This window comes from Spirosoma sp., from assembly GCF_026391055.1.
In the GTDB taxonomy this organism is placed as follows: Bacteria; Bacteroidota; Bacteroidia; order Cytophagales; family Spirosomataceae; genus Spirosoma.
Genome location: NZ_JAPLET010000009.1, coordinates 106,509 through 130,111 on the forward strand (window position 1 = coordinate 106,509; position 23,603 = coordinate 130,111).

26 protein-coding genes are annotated in these 23,603 nt (G+C 50.0%); 15 read left to right on the forward strand and 11 right to left on the reverse strand.

Annotated elements, in window-relative coordinates; genetic code table 11:
• The 4 genes from NT073_RS01330 to NT073_RS01345 form a co-directional block, all read right to left on the reverse strand.
• Complete coding sequence (locus NT073_RS01330; protein ID WP_297367591.1) at positions 1-516, reverse strand: hypothetical protein; 516 nt, start codon at positions 514-516, stop codon at positions 1-3.
• A 287-nt stretch (positions 517-803) separates the two neighbouring features.
• Positions 804-959 carry a hypothetical protein gene (locus NT073_RS01335; protein WP_297367594.1) on the reverse strand — a complete coding sequence of 52 codons (156 nt, stop codon included), beginning with the start codon at positions 957-959 and terminating at the stop codon, positions 804-806.
• A 45-nt stretch (positions 960-1,004) separates the two neighbouring features.
• The gene (locus NT073_RS01340) at positions 1,005-2,288 is read right to left on the reverse strand and encodes a Y-family DNA polymerase (protein ID WP_297367597.1); all 1,284 of its coding nucleotides are present in this window, start codon (positions 2,286-2,288) and stop codon (positions 1,005-1,007) included.
• Between the two features lie 46 nt (positions 2,289-2,334).
• A complete protein-coding gene (locus NT073_RS01345) occupies positions 2,335-2,805 on the reverse strand; it encodes a S24 family peptidase (RefSeq protein ID WP_297367600.1) in 471 nt (156 codons plus the stop codon).
• 101 nt (positions 2,806-2,906) lie between these two features.
• On the opposite strand from NT073_RS01345, the gene NT073_RS01350 reads away from it, so the two are divergent.
• Positions 2,907-3,098 carry a hypothetical protein gene (locus NT073_RS01350; RefSeq protein ID WP_297367605.1) on the forward strand — a complete coding sequence of 64 codons (192 nt, stop codon included), beginning with the start codon at positions 2,907-2,909 and terminating at the stop codon, positions 3,096-3,098.
• A gap of 115 nt (positions 3,099-3,213) precedes the next feature.
• Here NT073_RS01350 and msrA read toward each other — a convergent pair whose 3' ends face one another.
• Entirely contained in the window at positions 3,214-3,780 is a 567-nt protein-coding gene (gene msrA / locus NT073_RS01355) for a peptide-methionine (S)-S-oxide reductase MsrA (RefSeq protein ID WP_297367606.1), read from the reverse strand.
• Positions 3,781-3,963: 183 nt separating this feature from the next.
• Between msrA and NT073_RS01360 the strand changes: the two genes are divergently transcribed.
• From NT073_RS01360 to NT073_RS01375, 4 genes are all read left to right on the forward strand, one after another.
• Positions 3,964-4,845, forward strand: coding sequence for a PPK2 family polyphosphate kinase (locus NT073_RS01360; RefSeq protein WP_297367608.1), 882 nt, complete (start codon positions 3,964-3,966; stop codon positions 4,843-4,845).
• A gap of 81 nt (positions 4,846-4,926) precedes the next feature.
• Positions 4,927-5,811, forward strand: coding sequence for a PPK2 family polyphosphate kinase (locus tag NT073_RS01365; protein ID WP_297367611.1), 885 nt, complete (start codon positions 4,927-4,929; stop codon positions 5,809-5,811).
• 215 nt (positions 5,812-6,026) lie between these two features.
• Entirely contained in the window at positions 6,027-8,471 is a 2,445-nt protein-coding gene (locus NT073_RS01370) for a TonB-dependent receptor (protein WP_297367614.1), read from the forward strand.
• Between the two features lie 73 nt (positions 8,472-8,544).
• Entirely contained in the window at positions 8,545-9,447 is a 903-nt protein-coding gene (locus tag NT073_RS01375; protein WP_297367616.1) for a DUF4249 domain-containing protein, read from the forward strand.
• A gap of 31 nt (positions 9,448-9,478) precedes the next feature.
• Here NT073_RS01375 and NT073_RS01380 read toward each other — a convergent pair whose 3' ends face one another.
• Positions 9,479-10,759 carry a hypothetical protein gene (locus NT073_RS01380; RefSeq protein WP_297367619.1) on the reverse strand — a complete coding sequence of 427 codons (1,281 nt, stop codon included), beginning with the start codon at positions 10,757-10,759 and terminating at the stop codon, positions 9,479-9,481.
• A gap of 73 nt (positions 10,760-10,832) precedes the next feature.
• Positions 10,833-11,306: a flavin reductase family protein gene (locus NT073_RS01385; protein ID WP_297367622.1), complete on the reverse strand. Its 474-nt coding sequence runs from the start codon at positions 11,304-11,306 to the stop codon at positions 10,833-10,835.
• Between the two features lie 270 nt (positions 11,307-11,576).
• Here NT073_RS01385 and NT073_RS01390 point away from each other — a divergent pair, with 270 nt between their 5' ends.
• Positions 11,577-12,815, forward strand: coding sequence for a 4-hydroxy-3-methylbut-2-enyl diphosphate reductase (locus NT073_RS01390; protein WP_297367625.1), 1,239 nt, complete (start codon positions 11,577-11,579; stop codon positions 12,813-12,815).
• A gap of 2 nt (positions 12,816-12,817) precedes the next feature.
• Here the strand turns inward: NT073_RS01390 and NT073_RS01395 are convergent, their stop codons facing one another.
• Positions 12,818-14,530: a family 10 glycosylhydrolase gene (locus NT073_RS01395; RefSeq protein ID WP_297367628.1), complete on the reverse strand. Its 1,713-nt coding sequence runs from the start codon at positions 14,528-14,530 to the stop codon at positions 12,818-12,820.
• Positions 14,531-14,576: 46 nt separating this feature from the next.
• Complete coding sequence (locus tag NT073_RS01400) at positions 14,577-14,744, reverse strand: DUF2256 domain-containing protein (protein WP_297367631.1); 168 nt, start codon at positions 14,742-14,744, stop codon at positions 14,577-14,579.
• A gap of 41 nt (positions 14,745-14,785) precedes the next feature.
• Here NT073_RS01400 and NT073_RS01405 point away from each other — a divergent pair, with 41 nt between their 5' ends.
• Both NT073_RS01405 and NT073_RS01410 read left to right on the forward strand, forming a co-directional pair.
• Positions 14,786-15,079, forward strand: a complete 294-nt coding sequence (locus NT073_RS01405; protein WP_297367634.1) for a TIGR03643 family protein — start codon at positions 14,786-14,788, stop codon at positions 15,077-15,079.
• A gap of 173 nt (positions 15,080-15,252) precedes the next feature.
• Entirely contained in the window at positions 15,253-15,723 is a 471-nt protein-coding gene (locus tag NT073_RS01410; protein ID WP_012929813.1) for an Lrp/AsnC family transcriptional regulator, read from the forward strand.
• Between the two features lie 76 nt (positions 15,724-15,799).
• On the opposite strand, the gene NT073_RS01415 is transcribed toward NT073_RS01410, so the two are convergent.
• A complete protein-coding gene (locus NT073_RS01415; protein ID WP_297367643.1) occupies positions 15,800-17,017 on the reverse strand; it encodes a tetratricopeptide repeat protein in 1,218 nt (405 codons plus the stop codon).
• 129 nt (positions 17,018-17,146) lie between these two features.
• Here NT073_RS01415 and hpt point away from each other — a divergent pair, with 129 nt between their 5' ends.
• Positions 17,147-17,680, forward strand: coding sequence for a hypoxanthine phosphoribosyltransferase (gene hpt, locus NT073_RS01420; RefSeq protein WP_297367649.1), 534 nt, complete (start codon positions 17,147-17,149; stop codon positions 17,678-17,680).
• Between the two features lie 78 nt (positions 17,681-17,758).
• On the opposite strand, the gene NT073_RS01425 is transcribed toward hpt, so the two are convergent.
• Positions 17,759-18,979 carry an NADH-quinone oxidoreductase subunit D gene (locus NT073_RS01425; RefSeq protein WP_297367657.1) on the reverse strand — a complete coding sequence of 407 codons (1,221 nt, stop codon included), beginning with the start codon at positions 18,977-18,979 and terminating at the stop codon, positions 17,759-17,761.
• A 230-nt stretch (positions 18,980-19,209) separates the two neighbouring features.
• Here NT073_RS01425 and rpmG point away from each other — a divergent pair, with 230 nt between their 5' ends.
• From rpmG to rimO, 6 genes are all read left to right on the forward strand, one after another.
• Positions 19,210-19,395, forward strand: a complete 186-nt coding sequence (gene rpmG / locus NT073_RS01430) for a 50S ribosomal protein L33 (protein ID WP_012929817.1) — start codon at positions 19,210-19,212, stop codon at positions 19,393-19,395.
• A gap of 96 nt (positions 19,396-19,491) precedes the next feature.
• The gene (locus NT073_RS01435; RefSeq protein ID WP_012929818.1) at positions 19,492-19,647 is read left to right on the forward strand and encodes a DUF4295 domain-containing protein; all 156 of its coding nucleotides are present in this window, start codon (positions 19,492-19,494) and stop codon (positions 19,645-19,647) included.
• A 176-nt stretch (positions 19,648-19,823) separates the two neighbouring features.
• Complete coding sequence (gene ftsY, locus NT073_RS01440; protein WP_297367672.1) at positions 19,824-20,780, forward strand: signal recognition particle-docking protein FtsY; 957 nt, start codon at positions 19,824-19,826, stop codon at positions 20,778-20,780.
• Positions 20,781-21,107: 327 nt separating this feature from the next.
• The gene (locus NT073_RS01445; RefSeq protein WP_297367675.1) at positions 21,108-21,497 is read left to right on the forward strand and encodes a hypothetical protein; all 390 of its coding nucleotides are present in this window, start codon (positions 21,108-21,110) and stop codon (positions 21,495-21,497) included.
• 4 nt (positions 21,498-21,501) lie between these two features.
• The gene (locus NT073_RS01450) at positions 21,502-22,191 is read left to right on the forward strand and encodes a hypothetical protein (protein WP_297367678.1); all 690 of its coding nucleotides are present in this window, start codon (positions 21,502-21,504) and stop codon (positions 22,189-22,191) included.
• Between the two features lie 32 nt (positions 22,192-22,223).
• Positions 22,224-23,537, forward strand: coding sequence for a 30S ribosomal protein S12 methylthiotransferase RimO (gene rimO / locus NT073_RS01455; protein WP_297367681.1), 1,314 nt, complete (start codon positions 22,224-22,226; stop codon positions 23,535-23,537).
• Positions 23,538-23,603 lie beyond the last annotated feature (66 nt).

Consider the following 23,603-nt stretch of genomic DNA (forward strand, 5'->3'; position numbering starts at 1 on the left):
TTACAGCTTAAACGTAACGCCTAACTGAAGCGGGGCAACACCCACGCCAACTTCGGCAAAGGCACCAACCTTGTCGGAAAAGAAATACCGGCCACCAAGGTGTAAACCCAGATCAATCCCACCGTAGTTGTAAGCAGAACTTAGATAGCCATCTTTATATGAGAATCCACTATAGATCAATCCCAAACCTGCGTATAGATCTACTTTCTCATCCGACATGTTCAGCAATTCATTGAAATGATAAGAACCCCTTGCCCCAATGCTATAATAAGAGCCAAACCCCGAGTAAGACCGGAAACTGGCAATGCCACCCACGGTGATATTCTTAGCGACTCCGGCTTCAAAAGAACCACCAAAAGCAACACCACCGCCCCCAAACCCGATGCCGCCGTAACCACCTACGCCAATACCCAGGTTTAATAACTTTGAGCCCTTATCCGGGACGTATTGTGCAAATGATTGTGTTCCGGCCAATAAGCCAAGAAGAAGTAAAATAGAAAAGTTAAATTTTTTCATCTGAATAAACCGATTTATGTTAGAATTCCAGACAAAGTAAACGCGTATCTGACGCCCCACCAAGCGCAAAAGGTATTCACTTATTTATCGGTCGTGTACTTTACCATTCCCTAAAATTACTGTCCATTAACTTAAAATTAGTTACCTATAAATAAAGGTATTCCTGTTTTGGCGATAGTCTAAAGAACCTATCCGCAAAAGCCATGTCCATAAAAAAAGACTACCCGCTTGAGCAACCTCTTTTTGTGATCCGTTAGAGCAATTAAGTTACTCGCGGTTAGCTATTTTTAATACTGTTCGTAGTATTTACTATTCTCACCTGTATGTAGTCGAATCAATTTGCCAGCGGTAATCTTCCAACCTGGATTAATTTCAAAGTTGTCAGGAGCCTGACCTACTTGTTTCTCAACTTTAACTACTGCTTTAGTAGCTTTCTTATTCATCCCCTACTGAAGTTTCTTCAACGTTACTACCTGTCTGCTAACTCTTCATTTCACTTCCAGTACATCCTCCCATCTCGTCGTATACCTTGGTGAGAGGTACGCTGGCTTCATCGGCCACTCCGGATTGTACATCTGTGACGCCAGCCGTAGCTTATCCTGACCATATCGTTTATTGACCTTGTCCACTACGGCCGAGAGTCGAATCAGCCGCTCGTCCGGTCCCTTAGCAAACACGCCCACCTGCCGATAGTCCGCAGGTACCAGGTCCGTGAGCATAATACCCACCCGCTGGTAGTTATAGCCGAATTTAAAAATTGCTTTCAAGCCCGATTCGGCGTACTTAATAATCTCCAGCGTAGAACTGGTTGGATGAGGAAGCCGAACCGTAACACTACTGCTGTATTGCTTGGCGGGCAAGTAGTTTCCCGGTGTCCGCCGGTGCGGGTTGGTTCGCAGCCACACCGTAACTGCACCACACAAAGACTCTTGTTTGCGTAGCTTCTCGCAAATTCTTGATAAGTGAGTGGTCAACGCATCGGTGATGTTGTTCAGGTCGGGAATGACTTTACCAAAGCCGGGTTCAGTGCAGATCGCTTTTCGGGGCGGTGGGTTTACCTCCAGCAGCTTACAGGGCAGCCCTCTTAGTTCATGAACCAGCCGCAATCCGTTCACGGTCATCACCCGCCCGATCCAGTCATCATTGACCTCTCGAAGTTGATAGGCCGTTCGAATACCTTGTTTTTTTAGCTTACTAGCCGAGCGGCCACCTACACCCCATAGCTCCTCAACCGGAAAGCCCCACAGTGCCTCGTCAATTTTCTCTTTCGTATCCAGTACGCAGACGCCGTTAAGTTCAGGCTTGATCTTGGCCAGACGATTAGCCACTTTGGCCAGGGTCTTCGTTGGACCAATGCCAACACCTACCGGGAGCCGTAGCCATTGCCTGATCGAATCGCGTATGGTTTGGCCCAGGCCTCGATAGGTCGGGTAAATGCCGGTATACTCTTCCAGTTGCAAAAATGCTTCGTCAATTGAATAAACCTCAACGTCGGGCGTAAACTGAGTTAACAAGCTCATTAACCGGGCGGAGATATCGCCATATAACTCGTAGTTGGAGGAGAATACAACTACCTCATGCGCGTCGACAAGTTCTCTGGTCTCAAAGAAAAGTTGCCCCATTTTAATACCTAGCGCTTTAGCCTCGGCACTGCGAGCGACCACATTACCATCCCGATTAGACAGCACGATAATGGGTTTAGCTTCCAGTTCGGGCCTGAATATCTGATGACAACTGGCATAAAACGAATTAGCATCAACGAGTGCGTACATAGCAATTATGTTGTTTACCTGCTGCTAAACCCAGTGATAAAGGGTATCAACGGGGGCGGGCATACCGGGGCGGTTTTGAGATGATGTAGGTTACTTCACCAAGAACGGCTACCCGGTCCCGGTCAGGATGCAGGTACATAGGAGCATAGTTCTCGTTACTGGATTCCAGTACGATCATGGGGCTCTTATCAATATAGCGCTTAACACACCAGCCCTCATTGACCCAGATAACAATGACCATCCCCGTTTCGATTGGCCTGGTTGAGTCGACGACAAGAATAGAACCCGGAAAAATATAGTCTCCCAGCATGCTCTCGCCGACTGCCTTAACGAAGTACGTATTATCCGGATGCAGCACACACAAATCCTGAAGGTTTAGCCGCTGACGGATGTAGTTGTCCGCTGGATTAGGGAAACCCGCCTGCACGGCTGTATCAAAGAAGGGTAATTCTTTACGCCGGGTGGGGTCCGTCAGGAAGATGTTTTCGGGGGGTAGATAGTCTATCCAATCAATCATATAGCGGTGTCTAAGCCAAACAAACTGCTATATAATATATTTGTTATATATATTGCAACTATATCATAGTGAATTACTTTGGCCTTAACTAGTCTTTAGTCATGAAAATGGTCATTTCGTCAGGTGATCGGGTGCGGGTTACGAAACGTATAAACGGCTACGAGCGAGGTCAATACGCAGGGACTGTGCTAACCTGGACTAGCTCGGGCAGGCTCAAGATTAAAGCGGATAGCGGTATTGTGGTCGTTGTATCAAGTGAACTAGTGAAAAAAGTGGCGGATGGGGTCGGCTGATTCGCCAACGTTTACAGCCGCCAAAACAAAAGCCCCGACTATTGCCGGGGCTTCTGCCTCATCCATAAAAATTTCGTATAATTCAGAGCCCTGTGGGGTCTTCACCATACTTCTCTTAGTAAGCGTTTTGCGGCTTCAATTTTTCCTTAAATACCTTCTTAAACTTGTCAACTTTTGGCGCGATGACGAAGGCACAATAGCCCTGATTAGGGTTGTTGGCGAAGTAACTCTGGTGGTACGCTTCGGCTTCGTAGAAGGTTTCGGCGGGGCTGATCTCGGTTACGATCGGGCGGTCATAGGCACCGGACTTATCAAGTTCGACTTTCGCTGTTTCGGCCAGTTCTTTCTGCTCGTCGTTATGGTAGAAGATCACCGACCGGTACTGCGTACCAACGTCTTCGCCCTGGCGATTCAGCGAGGTTGGGTCATGGCTGCGGAAAAACGCTTCCAGCAACTCCTGATAGGTAATTTTGGCCGGGTCGTAGGTTACCTCAACACACTCGGCATGGCCGGTGGTGCCTGTACATACTTCCTTATACGTTGGGTTAGCTTTTTGCCCCCCTTCATAGCCGGATACCGCGCCAATGACGCCGTCGAGTGATTCATATAAGGCCTCTGTGCACCAGAAACAGCCCGTTCCAAACGTTGCTTTGGCCAGATTGGCAGATTGATCGGTATTCATACGGTTTTGTTTTGTTTGCCCTACCAATGCACGGACAGATACACGACCGGAAGCCGGAGTAAGCGCCGTTATTAGTGAAGCAGTTAGTTTGCGAAGTGTAATCGCAACCATTCGTTAGGTTTGTGGTTGTAAAGTCAAACGAATAACATAACTGATCCGCGTAAAGTTTGCGCCCCCGTGCCTGTGAAAGATTTCGACACCGACCGTTTCCGTTACGATGGAGATAAGCCCTTTAAGATCAAAAAAGCACCTACCAAAGTAGATGACCTCTACGAAGACGATGACCATTACGAAGCCTTGCTCCGGCAGCAGTCGGCCGAGATCGACAAATGGCAGGAGCGGATGTTTTCGCATAATCGGTATGGATTAGTAGTTGTATTTCAGGCGCTGGATGCCGCCGGAAAAGATGGTACCATTAAGCACGTGTTTACCGGAACCAATCCGGCCGGGGTGCAGGTGTATTCGTTCAAACGCCCCACCGATCAGGAACTCGACCACGACTTTTTATGGCGCAGCTGGCGCGAACTGCCCGAACGGGGCCAAATTGGCATTTTTAACCGGTCGTATTATGAGGAAGTGCTGGTAACCAAAGTTCATCCTGAAATCCTGACGGAGAGTCAGCGACTGCCCGAGAAAGTAACCGAAGACCTGGACAAACTCTTTAAACACCGGTATGAAGCGATCCGGGATATGGAAACCTTTTTGAACCGCAATGGCTTTCCAACGGTCAAGTTTTACCTGCATGTTTCCAAAGAAGAACAGGCCGACCGACTCATTGCCCGGATCGAAGATGCCGAAAAGAACTGGAAGTTTGAGGAAGGCGACGTAAAAGAGCGGGAGTTCTGGGATGCTTATCAGGATGCATACGAAACCTGCATCAACGAAACCGCCACCGACAAAGCCCCCTGGTACGTTATCCCGGCCGACGACAAAAAGAACATGCGTTTGCTGGTTGGTCAAATTATCATCGACGAGCTAAAAAAATTACCCATCCAGAATCCGGAACCGGACGAGAAGCGGTTCGAAGAACTTCAAAAGCTTATCCCAATCATTAAAGCCCAGTAAGGCGGCTCCGAGGCCGTACGTAGTCCGGTTTAAAGTCGTTGTTATCCAAATTCACAGCGGCTTTCCTGCCGCATATACGTTATGAAAAAAATAAATGCAAAAGCGTTTCGGTACCACGAAACGCAACCCTTTTCCATTGCCGATACGCCTACGATCATAGATCCGTTTTACACCGACGAAGCCGACCAGAGCCGCCAGCTCGACGAACTGGCGGAGCGAATGGACCAGGCCCAGAACCGTATGCATGCCGACGAGCATTACGGGCTGCTGGTTGTGTTTCAGGCAATGGATGCCGCCGGAAAGGACAGTACCATCCGGCGTATATTCAAAGGTGTCAATCCGTCGCGTTTTCAGATTGCCCCGTTCAAAAAGCCCGATGAATCGGACCTGAAGCACGATTTCCTATGGCGTTTCTGGCAGGAGTTGCCGGAGCGCGGCAATATCGGCGTATTCAACCGTTCGTATTACGAGGAAGTACTGGCGCTGCGCGTCCATCCGGAACGGCTACAGGAGCAGTCCATCCCCAAAAATCTGGTCCCTGCCAATAAGAAAACGCTTTGGGAGCAACGGTTCGGGGATATTGTCCACTTTGAAGATTACCTGTTTCGAAACGGTTTCCCTATCGTGAAGTTTTACCTGCACGTTGCCAAAGAAGAACAGGGTAAACGTCTCATTGCCCGGCTCGAAGACACCGAAAAGCAGTGGAAACTCAGCCCGAATGATCTGGAGGAGCGGGAATTCTGGCCTGAGTACATGAAAGCGTACGAAGATACCATCCGGGCTACGGCAACGGAACAAAACCCCTGGTATGTGATTCCCAGCGACGACCGCGTCAATCAACAGCTTATCATCTCGCACATTCTGACCGAAATTCTGGAGTCGCTGCCCGTCCATTTTCCGCAAACCGACGACAAAGAAGCACAGAAACTAATTAAGCAAATAAAAAAGCAGGACGGAGTAAAGTAGTACAGTGCTGTGTGGTCAGTTTCTTAAAACTGACCACACAGCATTCAGTACATGACTATATTGCGCTGTATTGGTTTTATCCTATACACGGTACCGTTCAGCACTTCTTTTAGCTGTTTTATCTATTTTTTGCCTATCGTTACTATACCCGTACGTACTTTTGCGTTAGCGCCCTGAACCACTATTGTGTGGATGGGCCGCTTTGAAGAAACGCAATGAAACATATATTACCACTTTGGTTGTGCAGCCTGCTCATTTACTTTATGCCGTTACAGTCTGGCAGCGCGCAGGCATCACTAAATACAGCAGGCAACAGTACGCAGGAAAAAGGAGGGCGCGGGGCAGCGCTGACCATCAGCGGTTACATAAAAGATGCCGGTAATGGCGAAGGGCTGATTGGTGTTTCTGTTTATGTGAAAGAAACAGGTACCGGCGCTGTCACGAACAGCTACGGCTTTTATGCCGTTACGCTTCCGGCAGGCAGTTACAACCTCGTTATCAGCTACGTTGGCTATACCCGGCAAACCCGAACGGTCGACCTTGTGGACCGGAACGTACGCCTTGACCTCGAACTGAGTCAGGAAGGCAAGCAGCTTCAGGAAGTGGTTGTCTCCACCAAACGGGAGGACGACAACGTGAAGAACATTGAAATGAGCGTCAACCGAATTGACGTCAAAACCCTGCAACGGATTCCGGCCCTGCTGGGCGAAGTCGATGTGATCCGGAGCATTCAACTGCTGCCGGGCGTATCGACGGTGGGCGAAGGTGCTACCGGTTTCAACGTTCGGGGCGGCAGCATCGACCAGAATCTGGTGCTGCTGGACGAAGCCCCGGTCTACAACTCTTCGCACTTGTTTGGCTTCTTCTCGGTCTTCAACCCCGATGCGGTGAAAGACGTCAAGCTCATTAAAGGAGGTATTCCGGCTAATTACGGTGGCCGAATTGCCTCTATTCTGGATGTTCGACTGAAAGAAGGTAACGCCAAGAAACCTGAGCTTAATGGAGGCATTGGCCTTATTTTCAGTCGTTTGTCGTACGAGCGACCGCTTTTTAACGGCAAAGGCTCGTTTATCGTGGCCGCCCGGCGTTCCTACGCTGACGTGCTGGCTCAACCATTCCTGACTGGTGACCTGAAAGGGGCCAAGTTTTATTTTTACGACCTGACGGCGAAGGGTAATTACCGCATCAACGATAAAAACACGGTGTTTCTGTCGGGCTATCTGGGCCGCGATGTATTCGGGTCGGATTTTGGGTTTAACTGGGGTAATACGACCCTGTCGGCCCGTTGGAACCACGTCTTCAGCGACCGGCTTTTCCTGAATACCACGGCTTATTACAGCAATTACGACTACTCGCTCAACTCGGACCTGAAAGGGAAACGACCAAACGATTTTTTTCGGACCGATTCCCGCATTGTCGACTATAGCCTGAAACCGGACTTTTCGCTGTTTCTGGGTAAAAACACCATCACTTTTGGCGGTCAGGTCATCGCGCATGATTTTCAGCCCGGTACGGCCACAGCCGCCAGCTCGGGTAGTGTCCGGACGTTTGGCATAGCCAGCAAACGAGCTATGGAAGCGGCTCTTTATGTGGGCAATGAGCAGCAGCTGACCCCGAAGCTTCAGTTGCAGTACGGTCTGCGCTATTCCCTATTTAATTATGTTGGCGAAGGCGAAGCCTATACCTTCCGCACCGATGTGCCGCTGGGCAGTCGTCGTGAGGTGATTACCACCGTAGGGTATCGGGGCGGAGAGGTGATAAAGACCTACGGCAACTGGGAACCCCGCTTTTCGACCAAGCTGGATCTGTCGGATAACAGCTCCCTGAAGTTCAGTTACAACCGAATGGCCCAGTACATCCACCTGGTTTCCAATACAACAGCCTCGACGCCACTGGATATCTGGACACCATCGACCAATAACATTAAGCCGCAAATCGCCGATCAGGTTGCCGGGGGATATTTCAAGAACTTTGGCCGCTCCAGCGGAACGGGCAGCGAATACGAAGCCTCGGTAGAAGTGTATTACAAATGGCTGCAAAACCAGATTGACTACATCGACGGAGCCAGCCTTATCCTGAATAAATACCTTGAAGGCGATTTACTGAGTGGGAAAGGAAGGGCTTACGGTGCCGAATTTTATGTAAAACGGAACACAGGCGTCGTGAATGGCTGGATCAGCTATACGCTGGCTAAAACCGAGCGGCAGGTGGATGGCATCAATAACAATAACTGGTACCCGACGCGCTTCGACAAGCGGCACACGCTCACAACGGTACTGCTGATCGATCCCCCCAATGCCAAGCGCTGGAATTTCTCGGCCACCTTCACGCTGGCCAGCGGAACGCCCGGCACGTTCCCCACCAATCGCTTTGAGTATCAGGGCTACGTAGTGCCGCAGAATACCGACAATGCCCGAAATAACTACCGGATTCCGGCGTATCACCGGCTCGATCTGGCGGCTACCTTGCAGGGGCGCAAACGACCGGGTAAGCGAAAAGACGATAACTGGGTATTCTCGATTTACAACGTGTACGCCCGCAAGAACGCGTTCTCGGTCTATTTTCAGCCCAATGCGGATAGTCCCCGCGTAACGGAAGCCATTCGCTATTCAGTTTTTGCGACCCTGATTCCGTCCGTAACGTACAACTTTAAATTATAGTCGTACCGACCGAGAACGGTTGGACGAGATACAAATATAGCTAAACACCCGACCGGGACGGTCGGTACTACAGATGCAACGATATTTTGTTCTTTTTCTCTTCTTGGCTGGCGTTATTGCCCTTAACGGGTGTACGACGGTGATCGACGCCAAGCTGGACACCGGCCCAACACAACTTTCTGTCGACGGTACACTTACGGATCTGCCCGGCCAGCAAACCATCCGGCTCACCCAAACGGCCGCTTATTTCGATAACAGTCAGCCAACACCCGCCACCAGTGCCACCGTCACGGTTTCGGACAATACCGGAAAGACGTACTCGTTTATCGATCCTGACAACGACGGCTATTACGTCTGGCAGCCATCGGCTAAAGACACGCTCGGACGCGTTGGCCGATCTTATCAACTCACCATTGCTTACCAGGGTGAAACGTATCGGGCCAGCACAAAAATGAACCGGGTACCGCCCATAGACTCCATCATTTTCACCAAGCGAAAACTAAGTCCCTTCTCAAAGACAGAAGGGTACCGGGCCGAATTTTACGCGACCGATATAGCGGGAGCAGCCGACTATTACCGGATTCGTTTTTCCCGGAATGGTGAGTTGCAGAATAAACCCGGCAACATCATTACCTCGCAGGATGGTGGATTTCGGGGAGCTACCAACGTTACGGACGGGCTGGTATTTATTGCACCTATCCGGCGATCTGTCAACCCGGATAGTTTATATAATCTGAATGATGTTGTGAAGGTGGAGGTTCAGTCAATTACCCTCGCTGACTTCGACTTTTGGCAGTCATTACGGACGCAGATTACCAACGGAGGCCTCTTTGCCACGCCTTCGGTCAATCTACCCACCAACATCATCAATACCAATGCCGCCGGGCGTAAAGCAACCGGCTTCTTCATCACGTCGGCTGTTCGTACCAAAACCGTCTCGGTAACGGATGCCAACATTCGGGTAAGGGAAGATTGACGGCCCCGAAAGAGGGCTCATAATAGCCACCTCATCGATTGGCTTCGGAGAGCCAGTGGAACTGGCGTTCGGCGAGTTGGAAATGACGTTTCTGACGGGTTAGAGCAACCATCACCGAATCGTTCCTGATTTTCCCGCGTAACACCACATGGTTGGTATCCGGCATGGTGTACTGCATGGTGAACAGTGCCATCGAATCGGACGGGGATTTCTTAAAGTCAATCGTGTGCGCCAGTGAGTCGAACGAATAGGTGAAGTAACCCCGCCGGTAACGCTGCCGGAAGAGCGTATCAGCGGTCTGGATACTTCCTGAGGCATTCGGCTCGAAGACAACATCTTTCCAGCGCAGGCTGTCGGCCACGCTACCCTGAAATTGATCGACCGAGAAAAAGCCTGTCGTCAGTTTCTTCGATGCACTCGAATCAGCCGATGCAAACGCTCTCTGATACGACGCGTACACCGGCATTCCGATAAACAGGATTACGAAGGCAACTTTCAGCGCTATCTGCGTCGTTCGCATCCACTTTTCAGGGAGTTCAACTTGCGGTGCGGGTTGGGTAGCTTTGTTATAGATAAAGAAATTAAGCAGGCGTTTGGCATCGCTCAGCAGCAGAACGTTGCTCAGGATAAACAGGTGTGCAGAAAAAAGCTTCACCGGAATGTCGTAGCAAAAATTCAATACCATAACGTTGAGGAAAACGCTGGCAGCTACAAAAGCCCCAAGCGTACTAGTTCGTCGGAAGAGTAACAAAAGCCCGGCCAGTACCTCTACCGCGCCCGAAAAAAACTGATAGGGTGTTGAGTAGCCAATAAAATACCAGGATAAGCGCATGGGCAGCAAGTCGCCCAGCGGAGTAGCCAGCGCACTCATTGATGGAAATACCATTTGCAACCCAAACAGCTTGATGATGCCATAACTAAGAGCTATTATGGCTACGTAGTACCGCACCAGCACTATGAGCCAGTAGTAGGCGACGTCATAATTCCTGCTTTTGTCGACGATGGACCAGATCAGCGCACCAACAATGGCGACAAGGATAAAAAAACACAATTGGGCATAGCCATAGGATGTATCGCCACTGCCATTCAACGGCACTAGAACGTCTTTAATGTGAAAAACATAGGCATTAGCCTGGTTAACCAGCCACTCTTCAGCCAGACCGTAATACTTACCAATTAAATTAAGAAGGGGTAAATCCCCGGTCCAAGTCCAGGGCGATGTGAACAGCAGAATGTAAATACAGCCGAAGCGAAAGAGCAACGTATGCCACAAAGGCCATCTGCGGGCAGGAGTAGTGACGTCAAAAGTCATAAAAGGATAAGTTGGTGTGTAGTGCAGTGGTCGAAGCCCGCTTATCCAAATATAAACAAATACACAACGCTATCTACCCGCGAATCAGCTTTTTAGCTTTTAGGAACGCATACGTCATCACTTCTTTCTCAGGGTTAAGCACAACCTGTTTTAGCACTTCGCAGATAAATAGTTCGTGGTCGCCCGCATCGGTGCTGTGCATGACGCGGCATTGCGCATAACCGATAGCTTCGGTTAAATACGGGCAGTTGCGGTTATCGAGGGCATGGGGAAGATTTTTGAATTTGTTCTTTTCCCGACCCGACTGCTGACCGAGTTTACGAATTAATCGGGTTTGGTCGGTTGCCAGCAGGTTCACGTTCAGGATGCTGCTCTCCCGTATCAATTCAATCGTGAAATCTACTTTGTAGAGAGCCACGACCAGCATTTTACCACCCATATCAGTTTGCATGACCCACGCGGCAATGTTGGCGTTCTGGATGCCGTTTGCCACGGTTGTGACGCTGTGAATGTCGTAATTCTTGTATTTAAGTAGTCGTTTGGGCATATGGTTATTGAACACAGAGGCACTAACTGAACATTGAGATGACCCGCCATTACGGCACAAAGTACACAGAGATTTTGTACTGTAGCGTGAAATGGTACTCCTTGCTATAGAACCACTCGCCCGCGTTAACTTTGTACCGAACGAAGCGTTTTGCTCTTCTGTTCTTTCATTAGTGATCATTCGTGGGTTAGGTCTGAAATGGTGATTTCACGCATTCGCTCTTTCACCGCATCGGCGGCCCGGTCTTTCGCTCTTTCGCTCATCAAGTCAATGAAATCGTTCGATATACCTGATTATTACCGCAGCAGCATTATTACGCCACTGAAAGAATTCCGGCGGAAACGCGACAAGCTGAAGCGGGACTTTACTCCTACCCTGCTGGATTTCGGCCCGATTCGGCTGTTGATCGCCCGCCACTTCGGATTCTGCTACGGTGTCGAAAACGCCGTTGAAATTGCTTATAAAGCCATTGCCGAAAATCCTGGCAAGCGGATTTTCCTGCTTAGCGAGATGATTCACAACCCCGATGTGAACGCTGATTTGCAAAGCCGGGGCGTCCGGTTTATTATGGACACCAAAGGGAATCAGCTTATCCCGTGGTCTGAGCTAGCGCCCGAAGACGTTGTCATTATTCCGGCCTTCGGGACGACTCTGGAAACCCAGCATCAGCTGTCGGCGCTTGGGCTCGACGTTGCCAAATACGATACGACCTGCCCCTTTGTCGAGAAAGTCTGGAACAAGGCCGGGCAGATTGGTCAGAAAGACTATACAGTCGTTGTACACGGCAAGCCAAGCCACGAAGAAACGCGAGCCACCTTCTCCCACAGCAAAGAAGCAGCCCCCACCGTAGTTGTCAGAGATATGGCGCAGGCACAGCGGCTGGCAAAATACATTACGGGTGAGTTGACGGCCGATGAATTTTACAGTGAATTTGCCGGGCAATACTCCCTTGGCTTTGAGCCGGAGCGTGACTTACAGCGCATTGGGGTTGTGAACCAAACCACCATGCTGGCGTCGGACACCCAAAGTATTGCCGACTATCTGAAACAAGTTATGGTGCAGAAATACGCCCTAACCCCGGCCACGACCGAAGCCCATTTTGCCAACACCCGGGATACGCTCTGCTACGCCACCAACGATAACCAGGACGCCACCTACACGCTGCTGACCTACCCGGCAGATTTCGCCATCGTTGCCGGTGGCTATAATTCGTCGAATACGTCGCACATCGTTGAGCTTTGCGAAGAGAAGTTACCAACCTACTTTATTGAATCGGAACAAAAAATTCTCTCCGACAAGCTCATTCGGCACTTTAACGGGCATACTAAAGAGGAAATTGTTACCGAAAACTTTATCCCCGAAAGTTCATCTACCAGCCCCGTCACTGTGCTGCTCACCTGCGGAGCTTCCTGCCCGGATGCCGTTGTGGAAGGTATTCTGCTGAAGCTGGTCAGCTTTTTCCCGAATGCCCGACCACTGGCCGAAGTTACCGGAGAATTTACCCAGTAAGCTTAGGGAGTTCGGACAATTACCTCCCGGCTCTCGTTCTGTAGCCGATCAAGGGCGGTTACCACGTAAACATACTTTTTTTTCGGGTCGGCCGTCTTGTCGATGTAGCGTGTGCTGGCTTCGCCCATGCACTGCGCTATTATATAGCGGGGGTCATCCAACCGTAAATGGGGTTTTCGTCCTTCAAAACGGTACACCACGTACGAAGTAGCAATGTCACCATCCTGCGCTTCGGGCGATTCATGCCAGTACAACTCGACGCCTTCGCTGGTCATGGCGGCTTTTAAATCGCGGGGCGGAAGTGGTGGTATACTGTCCAGCCATTTCATAGTGGGTATAAGGGCCGGATGCCGGTAAAAATTGGTCTGGAGTGAATCGCGAATTGAAAGCGGGTTTATTTGCAGGTTTTTGGCACTAAAAAATACGCTGCCTTTTACGACTTGCTGCTGCCGGTTATACCGCATCTGGTCCGGAAATTCCGTTGGTCGCCACCAGCCGGGATCCCGTTCAGAACCGCGCCCGACGCGGTATGCACCGTGTCCAATGTATAAATGGCAATTCTCTGTACAATTGCGGGTCCACCAGTCGACCAGTGTCTTGTAGGGTACCCTTCCGAACTCGGAGCTGAAATAAACCTGCGGGACAACATAGTCAATCAGGCCCTCGCGTACCCATTTACGGGTGTCGGCATACAGCTCATAGTAGGCCTGACCGCCGTTCGTAGCGGACCCTTCGGGGTCACTACTTTTATTTTTCCAGATGCCGAAGGGGCTGATTCCGAATTTCACCCAGGGCTTGTTCGCTCTAATGGAGTCCCGAAGTTCCTTAACTAGTTTTGTCACATTATCCCGTCGCCAGTCGGGTTTGCTCATGCCGTTAAAATTGGCCTTATAGGTGCTATCGTCCCGCAGAACCTGACCGGGTTCGGCATAAGGATAAAAATAATCGTCGAAATGAATGCCGTCAACATCGTATTCGCGCACCACATTGGCCACAATCCCGGCTATATATGAGCGAACGGCAGGGATCCCCAGGTTGAAAAGCTTCCGTCCACCATAATTCAGCATCCATTCAGGTTTCCGATTGACGATGTTTGCAGGGGCCACACTGGCGGTTTTGCTGAAGGTGGCCCGGTCGAGGTTAAACCAGGCATGAAACTCCAGCCCGCGTTCGTGCGCCTTATCGATCATGAACTCCAGCGGATCATAGAACGGCTCCGGGGCTAATCCCTGTTGCCCCGTAAGCCACTCCGACCAGGGTTCCGATCCTCGGGCATAGAAGGCATCGGCGGCCGAACGAACCTGCACGACTACGGCATTTAAACCCATTTGCTGGTGCTGGTCGAACATGGTTACAATTTCGTGCTGCTGGTCGGCTACGGGCAGCCCTTTTTTACTGGGCCAGTCAATGTTATTGACGGTAGCGACCCAAACAGCCCGAAATTCACGCTTGGGAGGAATAGGGCCACGGGCAGCCAATATCTGTTCGGGTGTATCGTCGAACGGAAGGGTGTCTATGGCGGGAACAAGCACCTTTGGCGGAATGGGCTTTGGCGTGGCGGGTTTAATGGCCACTTGTTTCTGCGGGGCCGGAGCGGTTGTAACCGGTCTGGCTGGTCTGGGAGCAGGTTTCTGGGTAACAACCGGCTTGGCTTGCCGACAATTATTGGTGATCAGAACGATAAGCAACAGGCCAAAATAAGCAATCAGACGCATCAGGCGAAGTGGGTTAATTTCCAAAAATAACGATAGTCGGGCACACCTACGTGGATTTCGACGTCGTTTTTTGTCCTTTACCCATTGACCGGCAGGCATCGCTACAATAGATAACAGAAGCCCAATCCCGTTCCCACTTCTTGCGCCAGGCGAACGGGCGATTACACACAGGGCAAATCTTAGTTGGCAAATCTGCCTTTTTACGCATTTTCATATAGCTGAAACTCTTCTGTGAAACGCTAAGTTTACTCACCCATGGAATCAGACAATACAATAAAGAACCTGACAGAACGCGATATTGACCGGATCATTGAGATGGCCTGGGAAGACCGCACCCCGTTCGATGCCATTGGCACGCAATTTAATTTGTCGGAAAAAGAGGTTATTGAATTAATGCGCCGGGAGCTGAAACCAGCTTCCTGGCGTCGATGGCGGGCACGTGTACAAGGCCGTTCGACAAAGCATGCGGCCCTGTCGGCGGTAGACGATGCTCGTTTTAAATCAACGCAACAGCGGATAATATCGCTCAACAAGATTACCAAACAATAAATTTGCAATTTGGCGAGCAGTAGAATAAACTTAATTTTGTGCCGTTTTAAAAAGGTATTGGTACTATTTGTTCTGTTATTTGCAGGAATCCAATAACTTTTAAGAATTTTCTATTTTAAAAGGTGGTAATTTTGACCCATCTTGTCATTAAGTATTAACAGACTCCATCATTTATGTCGAGCCAAAAATTAGATCAGATAGATCGCAATGTATTAGAAATTCTGCAAGCCAACGCTAAAATAACTAACGCTCAACTCTCCAAAGAAATTGGTCTTTCACCGGCTCCAACGCTGGAGCGCGTTAAGAAACTTGAAACTTCGGGTATTATTCAGAGCTATCATGCGCAGTTAAACCGCGAGAAGATTGGCCTCGGAGTTACTACGTTCGTTATGGTAACGCTTGTTGGCCACAAGAAAGAAACAACAATGTCATTTGTTGACAAGGTGCACGAGATTCCAGAAATCATTGAATGTCACCACATTACTGGATCGGGCGACTTTCTTCTAAAAGTTATTGCCAAAGACATTGCCTCGTATCAGGGCCTGATGCTGGACGTTATCAACGAAATTGATGAAGTAGCCAGCACCCAAACGATGGTAATCATGTCGACGTTTAAGGAAAGCAAAGTGCTGCCAATCCCTTGATGAGCAAAGAGGAATGATATAGGCTGTATCTGACGTGAAGGCAATACAACCTATATCATTCATCATTCACAGTATCTCATCCTTTCCGTCGGCGTCTCTCCTCCCGGCGTAATTTCTTCGCATCGTCCAGCGCCTTTTTGGCTTCTTTGTATTGGCTGGATTTCCGCTCGGCTTTATCAATAACTTCCTGAAAATACGTTTGAGCGAGGTCAAAATCCCGTGCTTCGGTGGCAATTTTGGCCAACCCTAACACCGACGATAAATAGTAACCCGAAGTAGTCGAGTTAGTCTGTTTGGCGTAGTCGATGGATTTCTGATAATTTACCTTGGCCTCCGGCAGATTTTTGTAAAAAAGGTGGTTGATGTACGCCAGGATGTAAGCCGCCGTACGCCCGCTAACGCCCTCGTAGCCCGCCTGTGTCCGGTCTACCTTGGCCAGAATATCTCTGGAAGCTCGCTCAGCCTCCGCCAAACGCCCCGTTACAAAGGCTGACCGGGCGAAATACCGTTCGAAAAATGGGTTGTCAGGATACTGCTCATACATGTACTTCGACATGTCGTACGCCTTATCGTACTGGTTCTCCATGCTGTAAATCTGAACCAGAAAATACCGAGCCTCCACACGGGTGTAGAACGCCGTGTTGGCCGTTTTTTCCAATTCTTTTATGCCATTTGCTTTGTTTCCTTTTGGGAAGAACATCAGAATGGGCTTCAGTATGGGGTAGTTTTCGGGAATCCACTGCGCGTAGTAGTTATACATGCCATCGCCAAAGAGCAGTTCGGGGCTGAAATCGGCATTTCCTTTACATTTCTCGAAATACTTAAGTGCGTTTTTACCCGCAATGGTCGCCTTCGCCCACTTTTTCCGCTCCGAAAATAATCGGCCTTTGAAGGCGTAGGCAGCGGCCAGGAAAAATGAAGGTTCCAGCTTGTTGTCGCTGTCCTCATACATCTTTTCGGCCATCGTGATGGTCGAGTCCATGTAGGTCAGGCAGGGGCCATCATAATCCGTTATGTCGGTGTTGGGCACAATTTTCCACCACTCGGCAAGACCCATCAGGAAGTACGGCATCGGGTGTTTTGGATAGCGGAGCCGCAACCACCGAAACTCCTTGTCGGCCTCGTAAAATTTATAGTTATACATCAGGTTGATGGCCTCCGCCGATTCAATCTGAACGCCGGGGTGCTTCAGCAGACCGTCATATTTTTTATCAAAAGCCGACGGGTCATAGAGTTGGGCCTGAGCCAGAACTGCCAGTCCCACAAGCCATACCGTCAACAATAGCTTCTTCATTCGTTAAATTTTGCGTTAATAGTATATAAACGTAAACGGGTAGCAGTCCGTTTGCCTGGGTTTATTTTTAGGCTTTTTTTTGTCCGCAACCTCAGCACAGGCGTATCTTTGACATACCAAGACGCCGATATGATAACGATCAAAGACAAAACATTTGTCCCGTTTATTCCCGCCGATGCCATTCAGGAACGCATTCTGGAATTAGCCAGCCAAATTAATCAGGAATATGCCGACAAGCAGCCGCTCATTGTTGTCGTTCTGAACGGCGCTTTTTTGTTTGCCGCCGATCTGGCCAAACACCTCACAATTCCTTGCGAAATTACGTTCATTCGGGTAGCGTCTTACAGCGCCACGGCGTCCAGCGGTCAACTGAAGCAGATTCTGGGCCTCAACGAATCCATTGCTGGCCGTGACCTGATCGTGATCGAAGATATTGTCGATACCGGCCTTACCATTCATGAGGTTTGTACGCAGCTACAGGCAATGAGCCCCACGTCAATCGCTATTGCTACCCTCTTATTCAAACCCAGTGCCCTAAAAGAACAGCTCGATCTGCAATACGTCGGCTTCGAAATCGAAAACCGCTTCGTGCTGGGTTACGGCCTCGACTACGACGGCCTGGGGCGAAATACGAAGGAGATCTTTGTTCTTAAGGAGGAGTGAGGAGAAAGAAGGGCTGGCGCATGAACGTTTGCTCGCGTCAGCAACTCCTCACTTCTCGCTCCTACCTCCTAATACTACCTACCGATCCACCTCCCCCATCACTACGTCAATTGACCCAATGATGGCGACCAGGTCGGCGAGCATGGCTCCTTTGCTGATTTCGCTGATGACCGACAGGTTATGGAAACAGCACGAACGGGCTTTGCAGCGTACGGGAATATCGGATTTCCCATCGGTGCGGAAGAAGAAACCCAACTCGCCTTTGGCACTTTCGGCGCGGGCGTAAAAATCCATCGCTTTCGGGCGAATTTTCTTGGGCACAACGGCCTGCGGGTCGTAGTCGCGGGTACGTTTATGATCGCCCAGAAGCTGGTCGAGGCACTGTTCGATGATACGGATCGACTCGTGGCACTCCAGCACCCGAACGTTGTTCCGATCCCAGCAGTCGCCAACGGTGCCTACTTTGCCTTCGCCAATCGGGATATCGAAGTCCAATTCGGGGTAAACCGAATAGCCATCGACCCGGCGGAGGTCGTAGCGAAGGCCCGAACCCCGCAGCATGGGACCAGTACAGCCGTAGTCGATGGCTACTGCTAAAGGCAGTACGCCCACGTTAGCCGTTCGTTTCACGAAAATTTCGTTTTCAATAACGAGTTGTTGTAGCTCAACCAGCTTTGGCTTAAGGTAGTTGACAAACTCCCGGCATCGTTCTTCAAATCCTACCGGCAGGTCGTAGAACAAGCCCCCTACCCAGATATAGTTGTACAGCATCCGGGCACCACTCACCCATTCTAGCATCCGCTGGATGTGTTCCCGGTCGCGCATGAGCCAGAGAAAGGGCGTGTAGGCGCCAATATCGAGTGCATACGTACCGACTCCCACGAAGTGCGCGGCAATCCGGTTCAGTTCGGCCACCAGCACCCGTATGTATTCGGTACGTTTGGGAATATCGTTCTCTATACCCAGCATACGCTCCACGCCCATCACAAACGCGTGCTCGGAATTCATAGCTGCTAGATAATCCAGCCGATCGACAAAGGGAATCGTCTGATTGAACGGGAGGTGTTGGGCGTGTTTTTCGAAACAGCGGTGCAGATACCCCAGGTGCGGGACAACATCAACGATAATTTCGCCGTCCGTCACCACCTCAAACCGCAGAACGCCGTGCGTCGACGGGTGCTGCGGCCCCATGTTCAGGATCATCTCGCCTTCGGCAAGCATATCCGGCCGGTATACACTCGGCTCGGATGCTTTAAAGTGCCCCGGCGCATATTCGTATTGTATAGATTGTGTTGTCATCGTTTGTACCAAACAGCCTCTGGCTGTTTGTATAAATCAACGCAAACAGCCAGAGGCTGTTTGGTACGTAGCTACCCCAAAGGTCGAAAGTGAGTGTCCGAAAGCCAAACGTTAGCGAACTTTTCTATAGTCATCCAGGCAAAATCAGACTTTTTTTTCTAACAAGCTCTTTGTCAAGTAAAAGACATTTCGTACCTTTGCGCTCCTTATCGAGAAAACGAACTTTAGCAATGGCAAAGAAAGGCGCCAATAGAATCCAGGTTATTCTGGAATGCACCGAGCAGAAAGACAGCGGTGTTCCCGGCATGTCCCGGTACATTACTACGAAAAACCGGAAAAATACGCCGGCTCGTATCGAGCGGAAGAAGTACAATCCGTTCCTTAAGAAAGTAACGCTGCACAAAGAAATTAAATAGGTTTTAGGTTTATCGTTTTCTGTTTACGGTGGGTAGAGTCAATCTGCTTCCGCACTCGAAAACGGAGGGCCGTAAACCGTAAACTACAAAAAGACAATGGCAAAAAAGGTAGTTGCAACCCTGAAAACGAAGGATAACGGCAAGGCGTTCGCCAAAATTATCAAAGCCGTTAAATCGCCTAAAACTGGCGCCTATACCTTCAAAGAAGAAATGGTCCCGGTTGACGAAGTACAGGCTGCGCTGAAAAGCTAGGCATTGAATAAGTCAGCTTCCTGCACGAAGACATTTGTCCCACAGCCTTGTAAGGTTCTGTGGGACTTTTTTTATTAAAAAATAGTTAAGGCAGATAGCGAGACAGCCAGCCATGACTTAACCGGAAAACGCTACCCGATCTGACTACTAACTGACCAATTCACTGACTCTGCCTTATGGCCCTATTTGGTTTATTCTCGAAAGAAAAGAAAGAAACGCTCGACAAAGGTCTGGAGAAAACAAAAGATAGTTTTTTCTCAAAACTCGGTCGGGCGGTTGTTGGTAAATCGACCGTCGACGAAGACGTGCTGGATGAAGTCGAAAACGTGCTTATCTCCTCCGACGTTGGCGTTGAAACCACAGTAAAAATAATTCGACGGATTGAAGAACGCGTAGCCCGTGATAAATACGTAGGCACCGATGAACTCGACCGAATCCTCCGCGAAGAAATTGCCGCTTTACTTTCCGATAATAATACAGTCGATGTGGCAGACGACTTCGCGCTGCCTACCGGCATAAAGCCTTACGTCATTATGGTGGTGGGCGTAAACGGCGTTGGCAAAACAACCACCATTGGCAAACTGGCGGCCCAATTCCACAAGCGGGGTAAAAAAGTAGTACTCGGCGCGGGCGATACGTTCCGGGCAGCCGCTGTTGACCAGCTTAAGCTCTGGGGCGAGCGGGTGGGCGTTCCGGTAATTTCACACGGCATGAACACAGATCCCTCGGCAGTGGCCTTCGACGCGGTAAAAAAAGCTACCGAAATCGGTGCCGACGTGGTCATCATTGACACCGCCGGACGACTGCATACGAAGATCAACCTGATGAATGAGCTGACCAAAATAAAACGGGTCATGCAAAAGTTCACGTCCGAAGCGCCCCACGAAGTATTGTTAGTACTCGACGGCTCGACCGGGCAAAACGCTTTTATTCAGGCGACGGAGTTCACCAAAGCTACCGAAGTAACGGCACTGGCCATTACCAAACTGGATGGCACGGCTAAGGGGGGCGTAGTGATCGGCATTTCGGACCAGTTCAAGATTCCGGTCAAATACATCGGCGTTGGTGAGAAGATCGACGATTTGCAGACCTTCAATAAGATGGAGTTCGTGGATTCGTTCTTTAAGAAATGATAGTTACGAATAGCACAGGACGCCCAGATTAGTCAATCGGAAGAAAAACCGAAATTAGGGCTGATTGCTTACGAAGAGTATGAAGCTCTGCAAAGAGTCTGGCTTCATTTGACAGTTTTGACGACTTTCATGACTATACCCGTGCGCTGAAGAGACCACTTCGTGGCACTCGCTTGATGAAGTAAAAAGGGAAATCGGATTATGAGTAACACCATTCTGAGATTTGTAGGCAAGAGATCAATCTTATTTCTGGTCAGTCTCTTAGTCATATCTCTTTCGTTGTCCGTTTCAGCCCAAAAAGCACCCCGACGCAAAGTAGCTAAAGCCGTGACAAAACAGGGAATATGCGGTGTCGTTCGGGAGAAGCGCGGCAACTACATGCCCAGCCCCGACTCGCCCCGGCAAAATCCGGATGGATCGCCCGTGGTGCGTGAGGTGCTGATTTTTCCGCTGTTGAACATGAATCAGGTAGAAGCCGGCGAAAACGGATTTATCAACTCAGTGGGAGACGCTAAACCCGTTAAAACTGTTACGTCAGGCAAGGACGGCAAATTTTGCGTGAGTCTTCCTATTGGCCAATACACCGTTATGGTTCGGGAGCCGAAGGGGCTATACGCCAACCTCTCCGACAGTCAGGGCAACATTTTTCCGGTCAGCGTTCAGAAGAGCAAGTCCATTTCTGTAACGGTCGATATTACGCACCAGGCGGTGTTTTGAACCGATGGAAACATTTTTCATTCTGTTTGTCCTTGTATTTGTGCCAGCGGGCTGGTTTCTCGTTCGTGCACTACGATATACCGACGAGACCGTTGGCGAAAACTCGCCTTTGTACAAAGAACGAACCTACCAGTTCTCGGCCTCCCGGTATTTTCTCGGCTTCTTTAAGCTACTCATGGCTGTTGTTCTGGTCGAAATGATTGGGCTTTCGTTTATACTAACAAAGCAAGTCATTGCGCATACCCCATCGCCTTTCCCCCTTGCATGGCTTGTATTGGTTTTTGCTGCGTTTGTCGTCTTGCTGGCCCTTTTCTTCTACATCGACTGGCAGTACTGGACAATTACCCGGAACGTCAGCGTTACCCTCAATCCGTTTCAACCCAGCATATTCGTTGACAATCCACAGTACTATAGTACGCTCACGCCCGACAATGTAGTCCGAATTGAGCGGCATGTAAAGAAGACATCGACTAGTAAAGACCCACTAAGCAACTACGGGTATTACCTGTTTTATACGAATGACGGGCAGATTACCCGGATCAACAGCATCTTTTTTGATGATCTCGAATTTCTGGAACGCTTCTTTTCAACCGTACCGAACACAATCGTCTACCATCGGATACCCTGGATTACCGATTGCACCCAGGCCGGAAATCCCATAGCACCGAACTTTGCAGCTTACCCTGAGCGTTAGGGAGTACTGATGCTCTGAAACATATATCTGTTTTGAAAACCAAAGGAATACGTACCAATAAAATCAATATCGTCACGCTTGGTTGCTCGAAGAACCTGGTGGATTCGGAAGTGCTGTTTACGCAACTCAAGGGCAATGGCATGAACGTGACGCACGAATCGAAGAAAGACGACGCCAACATCGTTGTCATCAATACCTGCGGCTTTATCGATAACGCTAAAGAAGAATCCATCAACACCATTCTGCGGTATGTCGATGCTAAAGAAGCCGGTATTGTGGACAAGGTTTATGTGACGGGCTGCCTTTCGCACCGCTACAAAGACGAACTCGAAGTGGAAATGCCGACCGTCGATGCCTGGTTTGGCACCAACGAACTCCCCCGGATGCTGAAAACGCTGCGGGCCGATTACAAGCACGAACTCGTGGGCGAACGCCTGCTCACCACGCCTGCCCATTTCGCGTATCTTAAAATTGCCGAAGGCTGCGATCGGCCCTGCTCCTTCTGCGCCATTCCGCTGATGCGCGGTGGCCATGTGTCGCGACCCATCGAAGAACTGCTGACCGAAGCCCGGTCGCTGGCCCGGCGCGGTACGAAAGAGCTGATTCTGATTGCCCAAGACCTAACATACTACGGCCTCGACCTCTATAAAAAACGCAACCTCGCCGACCTCATCGACCAACTGGCCGACGTGGAGGGTATCGACTGGATTCGGTTGCAGTATGCCTACCCATCGGGGTTTCCAATGGATATACTGGACGTGATGCGCAACCGGCCCAACGTCTGTAATTACCTCGACATGCCGCTGCAAACCGGCTCCACCGAGTTGCTGAAGCTTATGCGCCGGGGTATTACGCGGGAGAAAACTGAAAGTCTGATCGAAACCATTCGGGAGAAAGTGCCGGACATCACCCTCCGCACCACCCTGATTGTGGGTCACCCCGGCGAAACGGAGGCCATGTTTCAGGAAACGTACGATTTTGTGGAGCGCATGCGCTTCGACCGGCTGGGCGTATTTACGTACTCGCACGAGGACGACACCCACTCCTACACCATGCCCGACGATATTCCGGCCGACATCAAGCAGGAACGCGCCGATGAACTGATGGACGTACAACAGGGTATTTCGCAGGAGTTGAACCAGCAGAAAGTAGGCAAAACCTATAAAGTGCTGTTCGACCGGAAAGAAGGCGGTTATTTCATTGGCCGCACCGAAGCCGACTCGCCCGAAGTGGATAATGAAGTACTCGTGCCCGCCACCCAGTATGTTCGACTCGGTGACTTCGCCAACGTGCGCATCGACCGGGCCGAGGAATTTGATTTATACGGAGAAGTTGTCAGTGTGTAATACGCTTTTAGTTTTTTGCTTTAATATAGCCCACGACTTAAGTCGTGGGCTGAACAACTTCCCATC

Excerpts from the sequence above, each read along its gene's own strand:
- NT073_RS01380 (WP_297367619.1), bottom strand. The coding sequence starts at position 10,759 with ATGACTTTTGACGTCACTACTCCTGCCCGCAGATGGCCTTTGTGGCAT.
- NT073_RS01375 (WP_297367616.1), top strand. The coding sequence starts at position 8,545 with ATGCAACGATATTTTGTTCTTTTTCTCTTCTTGGCTGGCGTTATTGCC.
- rpmG (WP_012929817.1), top strand. The coding sequence starts at position 19,210 with ATGGCAAAGAAAGGCGCCAATAGAATCCAGGTTATTCTGGAATGCACC.
- msrA (WP_297367606.1), bottom strand. The coding sequence starts at position 3,780 with ATGAATACCGATCAATCTGCCAATCTGGCCAAAGCAACGTTTGGAACG.
- NT073_RS01350 (WP_297367605.1), top strand. The coding sequence starts at position 2,907 with ATGAAAATGGTCATTTCGTCAGGTGATCGGGTGCGGGTTACGAAACGT.
- NT073_RS01330 (WP_297367591.1), bottom strand. The coding sequence starts at position 516 with ATGAAAAAATTTAACTTTTCTATTTTACTTCTTCTTGGCTTATTGGCC.
- NT073_RS01345 (WP_297367600.1), bottom strand. The coding sequence starts at position 2,805 with ATGATTGATTGGATAGACTATCTACCCCCCGAAAACATCTTCCTGACG.
- NT073_RS01390 (WP_297367625.1), top strand. The coding sequence starts at position 11,577 with ATGAAATCGTTCGATATACCTGATTATTACCGCAGCAGCATTATTACG.
- NT073_RS01400 (WP_297367631.1), bottom strand. The coding sequence starts at position 14,744 with ATGAAAATGCGTAAAAAGGCAGATTTGCCAACTAAGATTTGCCCTGTG.
- NT073_RS01395 (WP_297367628.1), bottom strand. The coding sequence starts at position 14,530 with ATGCGTCTGATTGCTTATTTTGGCCTGTTGCTTATCGTTCTGATCACC.
- ftsY (WP_297367672.1), top strand. The coding sequence starts at position 19,824 with ATGGCCCTATTTGGTTTATTCTCGAAAGAAAAGAAAGAAACGCTCGAC.
- NT073_RS01450 (WP_297367678.1), top strand. The coding sequence starts at position 21,502 with ATGGAAACATTTTTCATTCTGTTTGTCCTTGTATTTGTGCCAGCGGGC.
- hpt (WP_297367649.1), top strand. The coding sequence starts at position 17,147 with ATGATAACGATCAAAGACAAAACATTTGTCCCGTTTATTCCCGCCGAT.
- NT073_RS01340 (WP_297367597.1), bottom strand. The coding sequence starts at position 2,288 with ATGTACGCACTCGTTGATGCTAATTCGTTTTATGCCAGTTGTCATCAG.
- NT073_RS01335 (WP_297367594.1), bottom strand. The coding sequence starts at position 959 with ATGAATAAGAAAGCTACTAAAGCAGTAGTTAAAGTTGAGAAACAAGTA.
- NT073_RS01405 (WP_297367634.1), top strand. The coding sequence starts at position 14,786 with ATGGAATCAGACAATACAATAAAGAACCTGACAGAACGCGATATTGAC.
- NT073_RS01410 (WP_012929813.1), top strand. The coding sequence starts at position 15,253 with ATGTCGAGCCAAAAATTAGATCAGATAGATCGCAATGTATTAGAAATT.
- NT073_RS01425 (WP_297367657.1), bottom strand. The coding sequence starts at position 18,979 with ATGACAACACAATCTATACAATACGAATATGCGCCGGGGCACTTTAAA.
- NT073_RS01385 (WP_297367622.1), bottom strand. The coding sequence starts at position 11,306 with ATGCCCAAACGACTACTTAAATACAAGAATTACGACATTCACAGCGTC.
- NT073_RS01415 (WP_297367643.1), bottom strand. The coding sequence starts at position 17,017 with ATGAAGAAGCTATTGTTGACGGTATGGCTTGTGGGACTGGCAGTTCTG.
- NT073_RS01435 (WP_012929818.1), top strand. The coding sequence starts at position 19,492 with ATGGCAAAAAAGGTAGTTGCAACCCTGAAAACGAAGGATAACGGCAAG.
- NT073_RS01365 (WP_297367611.1), top strand. The coding sequence starts at position 4,927 with ATGAAAAAAATAAATGCAAAAGCGTTTCGGTACCACGAAACGCAACCC.
- NT073_RS01370 (WP_297367614.1), top strand. The coding sequence starts at position 6,027 with ATGAAACATATATTACCACTTTGGTTGTGCAGCCTGCTCATTTACTTT.